This window comes from Billgrantia ethanolica (assembly GCF_021404305.1).
In the GTDB taxonomy this organism is placed as follows: domain Bacteria; phylum Pseudomonadota; class Gammaproteobacteria; order Pseudomonadales; family Halomonadaceae; genus Halomonas; species Halomonas ethanolica.
In genome coordinates, this window is record NZ_JABFTX010000004.1 from 389,636 (window position 1) to 400,706 (window position 11,071).

The window sequence follows — 11,071 nt, forward strand, 5'->3', positions numbered from 1 at the left end:
CCCGGCGCGATACCCCTCAGGAGTGCACCGATAGGGATACAGGTCATGGAGACGCACCCCCACGTAATACTGGTGGACCGGAAACCTGCCCGGTCCCGGGACATGCTGGACGCACTGAGCGCTCATGGCTACCGAGTAACACAATGCGAGGATCCCGAGACGGCATCTCAGCTCAGTCCGACTAGGCTATTGCGTGCCGGACTCCTGTACCTCGAGAATGACGACCTTGACGCCCTGCCGGCGGTGGAAAAGCTCATCGCCGCCAGCGACTTCGAGTGGGTGGCATTGATCGATCCCCAGCGCTCCACGCACCCGAAAGTTCGGTACGCGCTGGGTCAGCTGTTTCACAGCGTACACCCGCCCAACGACATTCCCGGCCTGCACTGTCTGCTGCTGCATGTCGTCAGGCGGCACGCCATAGCCGCCAGCGCGAGGGAACGTCCACCGCTACTGGTGTCCGGCAAACGAATGGTCAGCCGTGCACCATGCATGCGTCGCGTCATCGAGCAGATCCAGGTCGTCGCCGGCGTCGATGCGCCGGTTTTCATCACCGGTGAATCGGGTACCGGCAAGGAACTTGCGGCGAGAGCCATCCATGAACTGTCTGCCCGTGCCAAGGCCCCCTTCATAGCCGTCAACTGCGGTGCGATTCCACCCAATCTGATCCAGTCCGAGTTGTTCGGCTACGAGAAAGGAGCCTTTACCGACGCCCACGATCGCCGCATGGGAAAGATCGAGGCCGCGTCGGGTGGCACCCTGTTCCTGGACGAGATCAGCGAGCTTCCCTATGACCTTCAAGCCAATTTTTTGCGCTTCATCGAGAGCGGCAGCATATCGCGCCTGGGCAGCCACCGGGAAACCCAGACAGACGTGCGCATCATTGCAGCAACCAACCGGGACGTGACGTTGCTGGCAGAGGAGGGGCATTTTCGGCAAGACCTCTTCTACCGCCTCAACGTGCTCGAGATCGAGATGCCACCGCTGCGGGAGCGCAAGCAGGATATCGAGCCGCTGGTCGAACTCTTCTTCGAACGCTTCAAGCAATACCGACCGCCTGGCCTGAAGGGAGTCAGTACTCAGGCCATGCGCCTGCTTCGCGAGCATGACTGGCCGGGCAATATCCGTGAGCTGATGAACACCGTGTGTCGCGCCATGCTCATGTCGGATAAGCCATACATCGAAGCCACGGACCTCCCCATCGGTAACCCGGACCGACCACAACGCCCACTGTCATTGGAGGAGATACGCCAACAGGTGGAACGCACCACCATCGTCAACGCCCTCAAGCGAAGCCGATACAACATCGCGCGCGCATCGCGGGAGCTAGGGGTCTCTCGCGTCACGCTGTATCGCCTGATGGACAAGCACGACATCCAGCGCCTTGACGATCGGTCCTGATCACACCGGTTCCTTGGAACCAGCCAGCGAGGGAAGCGAAATCATGAGCAGAAGAATAACCACACGGTTGGCCGCCGCAGTTGGCCTGGGGCTGGCCTTGTCTCACACAGTGGCCGCCCAGCAGACGACAGCACCCGGTGGCATCACCTCCCCCGTGGGCCAGGCGCCGGCGGCGGAGCAGCCGCAGCAGCCCGAAGTGCAGGCCATCGCCGATATCGGCGGCGTGCTGACGCCACGCGGTCGCCTGGTCATCGAGCCCTCCCTGCAGTATTCCCATTCGGGGGTCAATCGACTGACGTTTCGCGGTATCGAGATTCTCAGCACCCTGCTGATCGGGGTGTTCAGCGCCGAGGAGGCCGAGCGCGACATCTGGACGGCCGCCCTGACCGGCCGCCTGGGCGTCACCGACCGGCTAGAGCTGGAGCTCAAGGTACCCTACGTCTACCGAGACGACACTCTGAGAGCCACGGTTCCCACAGTAGGAGACGATAGCTTCGACATTGACCGCGACCTATCGGGAAACGGCCTGGGGGATATCGAGCTCACTGCTCGCTATCAGCTCAACCGCGGCCATAACGGCTGGCCCTTCTTCGTCGGCAACCTGCGCTACAAGACCACCACGGGAGACGGCCCCTTCGATATTGCTCGAGACTCCGACGGCATCGAACAGGAGCTGGCCACCGGCTCAGGTTTCCACGCCATCGAGCCCAGCATCACGGCGCTGTTCCCCTCCGACCCGGCGGTGTTCTTCGCCAACCTCGGCTATCTCTACAACTTGAGCGACAACGTCGACACTCAGATCACCGATGAATTACGTATCGCCAAGGTCGATCCGGGCGATGCGGTGCGGCTCAGCTTCGGCATGGCCTACGCCATCAATCCGCGCGCCTCCTTCACCCTGGGCTTCAAGAACGATTTTATCGACAGGACCAAGACCACCTATTTTCAAGATGGGCGCACCTCTACCCAGAGCTCACGCACGCTGAACGTCGGCTCGCTGCTGCTGGGCTGGTCCTACCAGCTCAACCCGGACGTCTCGGTCAATCTGGGGCTGGAGCTGGGTGTCACAGACGACGCCCCCAATACCGTGATGACCCTGCGGGTACCCTTCGGCACCAATGCATTGTCGAGATGGTAGACGAGAGCGTGGGTCGGAAACGTGGACGTGGGTCGGTGCCGGGCACCGACCCACGTGATGACTGAGATAGGGTTCAGCGTGCCAAGGATTCGGTAATGGCGTGACGCTGCTGCGCTGCCCGCAGCGCGGGCAGGTTATTGATCTGCACGCCAATGTCGAGCCGCTGTTGGATGTCCCGCTCCGAAGCGTCGCTGACCACGCTGCCGAGAATGGCGTTCTTGGTGACCGAGTGGAATACCGAGGTGAAGCCCTTGGTATCGTTCACCACCAGCCCGGTGAGATCCTGCATGCCGACCAGACTGATGCCGTTCGGTGTCAGCTCCATGATGGTATTGCCGCTGCCCTGACCTACCCGACTGACCACCTGGCCTTCTATCGCTCCTTGCTGGCTGACGGTCTGCGACACCATTTCCGCCCCGGTGGGATGGATGACGAACACGGTATCCATGCGCACGTTGTCGACCAGGGTCTGCAGCGTGGCGCCGAAGCTCATGTCGAGCCCTGCCAGCTGAAACCCTCCTCTCAGCTCCTCGAGCTCCACCTCGTCGAGAGGTGGCAGGCGAGAAAAATCGGCCGCCTGGAGCGTGGAACTGGTGACCCATAGCGAGGCGATGCATATCCAACCGAGAACGCGGAATCCGGCTGCGCATGCCGGATGACGGGCTTGCGTCTTCCTGGGGAATCGGCGTGCTTTCATTTCTATCGTCCCAGTTCATTGATGGCGGGCAGCTGCAGCAGCATCGAGGCGACGTCGGCACGACCGATACCCTTGCCGACGGGAGCCGATGGGCGAATCTGCCAGTCACGCACATGGTTGAAGTTGGCTCTGGCAATTTCCGTTTCGGCTCGTGCGCCCAGCACCAGGCCGCTCCAGATCGACTCGAAGTGGTCCTTCGGCACCGCCACCGTACCTACCGCGGGGTCCCCCACCAGCACGGCTCCGTCATCCATCCCCTTGATGACGACGAAGTGGCGGTAACCGCCGGTGTTGATCAGCGTGATGGCGGGAATTCCGATGCGCGCAAGATCGTCGAGCCCCACGCGAAAGCCGTCCGATTGCAGCCCTTGGGCGTCCAGATAGCGTTTCATGTCGAGCATGGAGAAGCCGTGCTCCTTGATGTGCTCCACCTCGCCGGCATGAATCATCGCCTCGAACACCTCGGCTTCGGAGGTCGGCCTGTCGTAGTGGTAGGTCAGCAGCGTGGCAACCGATGCCGCACCGCAGCTGTAGTCATACTGCTGGGCGACGACACCGTCCCAGCGCATCTCCTGATGGCTCCTGGCCGGAACCGTCAGCGAACCGAAGCCGCCATTCAGCGCTATCGTCACCCCCGCCTGCGACGGCAAAGTCTGCAGCAGTGTGACGAGACACAATGACGGCACACTCAGCCAGCGCATGGTTCTTCCCCCCCTTGCCGTCTCGCGCCCCTACTGGGGGGCATAGATACTGATGCTGACCCCCGTCGAGACGGCATTGGCATGCCCCGTCATGAGGTTCATCAAGGTGATACCCGAAATCCTGTCCATGGCATTGGCCTCGATGGTGATATTGCCAGAGACGATGGTATCGGCCGAGAAGGACGCCCCCTTTGCCGCCGACTCCAGGCTCTGGATGCTCTGTACGTTCACCAGATCGCGGAAACCCTCTCTACCCGAGACGGTCTCGAGTTCACTGGCGTCGATGTGCTGCAGCTCGGCGAACCCTGTCGCATGCGCGTCCGCCAGCGCCAGGGAGCTGACTGCCCCCAGTCCCATCAGTAATGTAATACCGACTCCCTGCCCGATTCGTTTCATGGCCGCACTTCCTCTTCGGCTTTCTATCCAGGCTATCCCAAGGTCGAACAGGGCCGGCGGAGTCACCGCCGGCCCGTGGCTGTGGCCTCTCGGAGCCATCAGTTGCCGATATGCACGTTGCTGTGTGCCGCCACGTTGGTACCTGCAAGCTGCGAGTTGTAGATACCGGTGGAGAGGTTCATGTTGGCGATGCCGCCAAAGGTCCCGGCACCGGCTGCCATCGAGGCACCGCCGGTAACGAGGGAGGCATTGCCGCCGTTGCCACCGGCACCGCCATTGCCGCCGTTGCCGGCATAGGCATTGGCATCACCGCCAGTCCCGGTACCGCCGCCACCGCCGCCGCCGTTACCGGTTGAGCTACCGCCATTGCCGGCCAAGGCATCGCCACCGTTACCGCCTGCGCCACCGGTGCCGGTTCCATTGCCGGTGCCGCTACCAGTGCCTGTGCCGGCACCACCTGTGCCACCTGCAACTGTCGGCGAAGCCGTTGTGTCACCATTGCTGCTGCCGCCTGCCGATGAGCTGTTGCCACCCCCCGCATCGTCTTCAGCCCAGGTACCTGTGCCGGCGATACCGCCATAGGAACTGCTGCCGGCACCACCGCTGCTGTTGCTGCCATCGGCGTCGCCGCCCTGACCGGCGCCCAGGCCCAAGCCCAGACCCAGGCCAGTGCCATCACCGCCGTCACTGCCATCACCGCCAACCGCCACTGAATGACCGCCGTCGCCGCCGTAGCCGCTTCCGCCGGCACCACCGACGCCCACGCCGGCACTGATGGCCAAGGCATCGCCACCGCTGGCGCCGGAACCGCCGCGCGTGCCGTCGCCGGCATTGATATTGATACGTGCACCGGTGACGGTGGACTGGAGATCCTGAATCGCCACGACGCTGGTGCTGGTATTGTAGGACTCGCTCATGGCCCAGGCATCGCCACCATTACCAGCAGCACCGCCGGCACCGCCAAACCCGCCGGCACCACCGCTACCTGCGCCACCCCAGGCATTGCTGCTGGAAGAAATCGTTGCCTCACTCCCGGCGTCGGCTCCATCGTCCATATCACTGGCGTTGTTCCAGGCACCGGAACCGGCGGAGCTGTCATTACTGCCCCCGCTCCCACCGTTACCGCCATAGCTGTTGCCTCCACTGCCTCCGATCGCCTTGGCGGACGAATTGACTTGCTGGTCGACGGACTCGGCGGCTCCCGAGCTGGGGTTGGCATGCGCATTGGAAATGGCCAGCACCAGTGCCAGCAGCGATGACCCCGCGATTACGTAATACTTTTTCATGGTACATCTCCCTTCATGCATGATGATGACTTCCAGAAAATGACCAAGTTGGCTGACGCTTTTCGGCCGGACTCTTCTCGGGAATACCTTCCCGGTCCCCTCTCCACTTCCGTCGAAAGCATGGAGCTAACGGTCGGGGAGTCAATCGCATGTTTTATGCCGATGGTTAAATACAGGTATATGAATCAATAAAATAAAGGATTGAAGAGCGGGCACCATGAGCCAGCACAAGGAAAACGAGAAGCGTGAAAGACACAAAATAACAAAAACCGTATCGCAGCGTTAACAGGAAAAATAACAAAGGCAGGCTTTCCTTGGAAAACAGCCTCACATTCAGACAGCTACGGAAACCACGCGATGTCCCAACTTCATTACACAATGGCACTTAAAAAATTAACCCATTGATGCCTCGAAGAATTTTATCGGAACACTACATTGTCAGCTGTCGGGCTAAACGCGACAGACCTTTATCTGCATGGCCCAAGGAACTGTAGTCGCTGGGCCAGCACTACCAGAAGAGCAGCACCCGAGTATCAAATTCCCAATATCGCAGCAGGAAGAATTGAACCCGTACCTGCCGGCTCCGGTGAGGCAGTACATGGAAGATGGCAGCATCCTGGCTGATAGCCGATACAGAGCATGAAAAAAGGCCTGAGGTGCGGCATGACGAACATCGACAGGTTACCGTAATGTAACATAACACCGAAAATGTGAAAAAAATTCATTCATCCCCGTTTTTGCTTTCATTGTACTCATGACAGAATAAGCAATAATTATTATATCCTTATGTTTTATAAGCAATTTATCAACGAGCATGAGAAAAATCAGCATCTGTACACTAAAGGAACCATGCTGTAACATAGATTTACAAACTGGCTTTCTTGGACGAGGCTTCCCCGTACCCTTTTCATCGGGGCTTGGAAATATCACACCAGGAAAGTCAGGTACATAAGGAGAATTCAAGCATGGAAACAGGTAAAGGGATCGTCCTGCTAGCTACCGAAGTCAACCCTCAGACCCAGCTTTTCGTCAACTACATCTACCAGGAATTGCAACGCAACTTGAGCATCGTCTCACCTAACTCATCTAGGGAAGCCACCAGGATCGTGGGTGAAGGAGGAGAGGCTTGCAACGTCGTGCTGCTCGATATCGATCATCTCGATGAAACGGATCTGCAGGCATGGCAGTCTCAGTACCATAACCAGCCTCAATGGGTACTGACTGCATTCAATCTCAGGGATGAAGAGCATGCTGCACAGCTGCTCAGCTTCATGCAGCTCAAGGGCGTCTTCTACCGCAGCGACAGCCTCGAGCTGATCTGTAAAGGCATTCAGAGCCTTCTCCATGGTGATCTGTGGATGTCGCGTGCGCTGATGACACGACTGATAGAGTTTTACCGACGTCAGCAGTTCAACTGCTATCGTCCTGTCTGTGGCATCACCCAACGCGAACTGGAAATCATCGGACTGCTGGGCTCGGGCGCATCCAATACGAAAATTGCCGAAATACTCTTTGTGAGTGAGCACACGGTCAAGTCTCACCTCTACAATATATTTAGAAAGATCAATGTCAGCAATCGCATACAGGCAGTGAACTGGGCCAGGCAAAACCTGGGCCCCCCTCCCCCCTTATCACTTCAGCGTTACGAAAGAACCTCACCCAGACACTGACAAGAGAGCGGGCTATCGCCATGGCTTTCATCCCCAAGACACCGGCAGTGGGCATCGTCCTGATCATGTATGGATCCCTTGCCTTGGCGGAGTCTCAAGCCCCAGCACCACATCTACCGACGATCCCGGGTGAGTCGCAGCCACCCCAAAGCGCCATAGAGGAAGAGCGCCTGGAAGAAGAAGAGGCCGGAGAAGCATTGTCCCGCCAATTTCGTCTCGGCGAGCCAGGCCTGTCAGGCGTCATCGTCGACCGCACCATTACCATGATGGGGAAGACGTTTTACCGGCGTTTCAGCCAGTTAAGTCAAGACAGCCATATCTTGACCAGCACGACACTGTCCGTGCACGAACGGCCCGACGCACGCTGGGGAAGCCAAATCTGGGTATCGGAGAACAATCGCATTCTGTTCCAGGCGACATTGCCACCCAGACAGAGTGACATCGACCGGTATGCCGAGGCAGCCGCTGAGCAGGTGGAGCAGCTGCTGGTACAGCGCAGCATCATGCAGGCGCTGGAGAGCGACCCGGACCTGGCTGACGACGAGATCTAGCGGAAAGAGCCAACGTCACAAGAAGGAGAGCATCATGAAGATCCGTACACTGAAATTTGCCTGCCTATGCTGTCTGCTGCTGCCCTCGGCAGGAGTGGTGGCAGGAGAGCTCATTTATCGCCCCATCAACCCGTCATTCGGTGGCGACCCCCTGCTTGGTAATCATCTGCTCAATAAAGCACAGGCACAGGATACCAATAGAGATCCCAACGCTCCTGATTTCGGAAGGTTTTCGGAAGTGGATTTCTTCCTTCAAGACCTGCGTGCCGACCTCATCAACCGAGCCATCGACGACGCGCTCGATCCTAACAATCCCGGCGGCAGCGAAAGTGTCATCGACAACTCCTCCCTCAATGTCAGGTTCGTCAACGTGGGTGGCGGCGCATTTCAGATGGTCATCACCGACAAGAGAACCAACGAAGTGACGCGCATCGACTTCGGAACACCATTCTAAGGGGGATGAGCATGAACGTACTCAGAATCGGTCTCATGTCAGGTCTGATCTTCCTCGGCGGGTGTGTCGGTATGGTCACTTCCCCGGAGGGCCTGGAAGGAGCACCAGCGACCCTGATTCCTCGGTCTGGCACCTACGTGGACCTTACCAACCTTCCCCGACCTGCAGCTCCTATCTTCACGGCCGTATATGACTTCAGGGATCAGACGGGGCAGTATCGTCCTCAGCCCGCCAGTACCTTCTCGACGGCTGTGACCCAGGGCGGCGCCGCCATGCTGAGTTCAGCTCTGGCCGACTCTGGCTGGTTCGTGCCGCTCGAACGCGTCGGCTTGCAGAATCTGCTGACGGAGCGCCGTATCATTCGCGCGAATCTTGAGCGCAACGGGCGAGAACATGAGCTTGGTTCGCTCAACGCGGCGCGTATTCTGATGGAAGGCGGCATCATCGCTTACGACTCCAACATGAAGACAGGCGGTGTAGGAGCGGAATATTTCGGTATCGGCGCATCCGGCCAGTATCAAGTCGACCAGGTGACCGTCAACCTTCGCGCCGTGGATATCGCAACGGGAGAAGTCCTCGCCAATGTGAATACCAGCAAGACGGTTTATTCCTATGAGGTACGGGCAGGCGTCTATCGTTTCGTCAGTTTCCGCCGCTTGCTGGAAGCCGAGGCGGGATATACTCACAATGAACCGGTGCAGATGGCCGTGATGTCGGCGATCGAATCCGCCGTCATTCACCTCGTCACTCAGGGAGTCGATCGAGGCCTTTGGAACTTGGCAGACCCATCCGAATATGACAACGAAGTACTCATGGCTTACCGCGACGCTTCCTCCCCCATGCTGTGAACAACACGCATATTTTCAGGCGCCATATTCTGGCGCCTTTTTTTTACAGTTGCGTTTCCGTACGGTTAATTCGAGGAGAGAAAAAACTAATTCTTCAGGAAAAACCACAAGTGCTAAAAATTTAATACCCAAAATAAAACTTCCGAGTTATGGAAGGAAAGCACCCATATACCGACACTGTAACGGAACGTAAAATCGCTAGAGTAAGTGCCATGAAGAAAAATGGAATTGTTACATTTTTTGTAGGGATGGCTCTAATTGCGGCCCAATCCGCCTTGGCTGGCGATCTCATGCCAAGTTCAGAACTCGATGTCGAATCATCGAGTGTCGCGTCTCGACAGGTAGCGACCATCTACCAGGCAGGCCAAGGAAACGAAGCCGCTATCCTGCAGCAGGGGAGTCAAAATGGCGCGCACATCATGCAGCAGGGTTTTGCCAACCTTGCCAGCACAAAGCAAGCCGGACACGCCAACGAAGCTCGAATAGTACAGAGCGGCGCTCACCTGGAAGCGTCGATTCTGCAAAACGGCCTAGGCCACGACGCCGGCATCGTACAGGTCGGGTACGGCAAAGAAGCAACCATTAACCAGCATGGTGCTTATGGCAGTGCAGAAATTCATCAGTTGGGTACTCATCGCACGAGCCCAATCACCATCACCCAGTTCTCACGTGGACAGGCAGCCGTTCAAGTCTATCGTTACTAGTTTCTTGGCTAACGACGACTGCCCGGAGCCTGCCATGGAGAAGCTCAAGAAGCATGATTGATAAAAAGATAAATGCTTGATTCCGTAAGTGGCAAATGGAAGCGATAGCCACGCTATCGAATCCTGAATCCACCCTGGCGGCAACGAAGCTCAACCAGGGATTTCAAACGAGAGGGAATTAACATGAAATTCAAGATGACCGTCATGGCAGCCGCTATCGCTTTCTCCGGTACGGCACTTGCCAATGGAAACGTATCCAATGTCGATCAAGCCGGTTACAACAACGACGTCAGCGTATCCCAGCTCACGCAGTTCCTGGGGGGTAACAATACCTCGGGTGTGAGCCAGGATGGCGTAGCCAATGGCGCGACCGTCCATCAGCAGGGCTGGTTGGGACATAACGTATCGGACATCGAACAGGCGGGCTGGGGCAACGATGCGGACGTCTTCCAGAACGGCACCAACAACAGCGCCTCTGTCAGTCAGGAAGGCATGTTCAACGCTTCCGACAGCCAGCAGATCGGTACGAAGAACGTCTTGGAAGTGAGCCAGGAAGGTGCAAAGAACAGCGCCTCCACCTACCAGAACGGTTGGAACAACTTTGCCGAGATCAGCCAGGATGGCTTCGCCAACAGCTCCGACGTGGTGCAAGACGGCAAGTTCAACGTCGCACAGGTCCAGCAGGAAGGCCTCAAGAACGCTTCCGACGTCACTCAGTCTGGTATCAACAACTACGCCAATGTCGATCAGAGCGGCAGCTTCAATGATTCCACCGTCGTCCAGACCGGAACAGCCAACATCGCCGATGTTTCCCAGCGTGACCTGAAGAACACCTCCGACATCACTCAGTCTGGCATCAACAACTATGCCAATGTCGACCAGAGCAATTTCAACAACGATGCTGTCATCGTACAGAACGGTCGTAATCACGTCTCCGAGGTAACTCAGAGCGGCTATAACGACCTGGCCGACTCCTTCCAGTCCGGCAAGAACCACTACTCCTCCATCACCCAGTCTGCTGCAGGCCTGCTAAGCCTGGCCAGTAACACGGCCACTCACGTGCAGTTGGGCAGCAACAACGCAGCGACCACCACTCAGGTGGGCGGCGGCAACACTGCTCATGTATTCCAGCACTGAGTCTGACTGAAAAGGCCCCGCTCGGGCGGGGCCTTTTCACGCCATCATCGCCGAGACACGGCATGAGCAATACCCCGAGATTCGCCCGATG

12 protein-coding genes are annotated in these 11,071 nt (G+C 58.0%); 8 read left to right on the forward strand and 4 right to left on the reverse strand.

The genetic code is table 11. The annotated features are described in order from the left end of the window. The first annotated feature begins 45 nt into the window (after positions 1-45). Positions 46-1,398, forward strand: a complete 1,353-nt coding sequence (locus HOP53_RS18385) for a sigma-54 interaction domain-containing protein (RefSeq protein ID WP_234271350.1) — start codon at positions 46-48, stop codon at positions 1,396-1,398. Positions 1,399-1,441: 43 nt separating this feature from the next. Next, complete coding sequence (locus HOP53_RS18390) at positions 1,442-2,536, forward strand: transporter (protein WP_234271351.1); 1,095 nt, start codon at positions 1,442-1,444, stop codon at positions 2,534-2,536. Positions 2,537-2,609: 73 nt separating this feature from the next. Here HOP53_RS18390 and HOP53_RS18395 read toward each other — a convergent pair whose 3' ends face one another. The 4 genes from HOP53_RS18395 to HOP53_RS18410 all read right to left on the reverse strand — a co-directional run bounded on the left by HOP53_RS18395 (position 2,610) and on the right by HOP53_RS18410 (position 5,616). Further along, complete coding sequence (locus HOP53_RS18395; RefSeq protein ID WP_234271352.1) at positions 2,610-3,233, reverse strand: hypothetical protein; 624 nt, start codon at positions 3,231-3,233, stop codon at positions 2,610-2,612. Positions 3,234-3,235: 2 nt separating this feature from the next. Beyond that, the gene (locus tag HOP53_RS18400) at positions 3,236-3,934 is read right to left on the reverse strand and encodes a C39 family peptidase (RefSeq protein WP_234271353.1); all 699 of its coding nucleotides are present in this window, start codon (positions 3,932-3,934) and stop codon (positions 3,236-3,238) included. A gap of 30 nt (positions 3,935-3,964) precedes the next feature. After that, complete coding sequence (locus HOP53_RS18405; protein ID WP_234271354.1) at positions 3,965-4,330, reverse strand: hypothetical protein; 366 nt, start codon at positions 4,328-4,330, stop codon at positions 3,965-3,967. 98 nt (positions 4,331-4,428) lie between these two features. After that, positions 4,429-5,616, reverse strand: coding sequence for a hypothetical protein (locus tag HOP53_RS18410; protein ID WP_234271355.1), 1,188 nt, complete (start codon positions 5,614-5,616; stop codon positions 4,429-4,431). Positions 5,617-6,581: 965 nt separating this feature from the next. On the opposite strand from HOP53_RS18410, the gene HOP53_RS18415 reads away from it, so the two are divergent. The 6 genes from HOP53_RS18415 to HOP53_RS18440 all read left to right on the forward strand — a co-directional run bounded on the left by HOP53_RS18415 (position 6,582) and on the right by HOP53_RS18440 (position 10,980). Continuing rightward, a complete protein-coding gene (locus HOP53_RS18415; protein ID WP_234271356.1) occupies positions 6,582-7,286 on the forward strand; it encodes a LuxR C-terminal-related transcriptional regulator in 705 nt (234 codons plus the stop codon). A gap of 20 nt (positions 7,287-7,306) precedes the next feature. Continuing rightward, entirely contained in the window at positions 7,307-7,837 is a 531-nt protein-coding gene (locus HOP53_RS18420; protein ID WP_234271357.1) for a curli production assembly/transport protein CsgE, read from the forward strand. A gap of 34 nt (positions 7,838-7,871) precedes the next feature. Then, the gene (locus HOP53_RS18425) at positions 7,872-8,291 is read left to right on the forward strand and encodes a curli assembly protein CsgF (RefSeq protein ID WP_234271358.1); all 420 of its coding nucleotides are present in this window, start codon (positions 7,872-7,874) and stop codon (positions 8,289-8,291) included. A gap of 11 nt (positions 8,292-8,302) precedes the next feature. Beyond that, complete coding sequence (locus HOP53_RS18430) at positions 8,303-9,139, forward strand: CsgG/HfaB family protein (protein WP_234271359.1); 837 nt, start codon at positions 8,303-8,305, stop codon at positions 9,137-9,139. Positions 9,140-9,351: 212 nt separating this feature from the next. Next, positions 9,352-9,843 (forward strand): hypothetical protein, encoded by a 492-nt coding sequence (locus tag HOP53_RS18435; RefSeq protein WP_234271360.1) that lies wholly within the window; start codon positions 9,352-9,354, stop codon positions 9,841-9,843. A gap of 183 nt (positions 9,844-10,026) precedes the next feature. Further along, complete coding sequence (locus tag HOP53_RS18440; protein ID WP_234271361.1) at positions 10,027-10,980, forward strand: hypothetical protein; 954 nt, start codon at positions 10,027-10,029, stop codon at positions 10,978-10,980. The last annotated feature ends 91 nt before the right edge of the window (positions 10,981-11,071 follow it).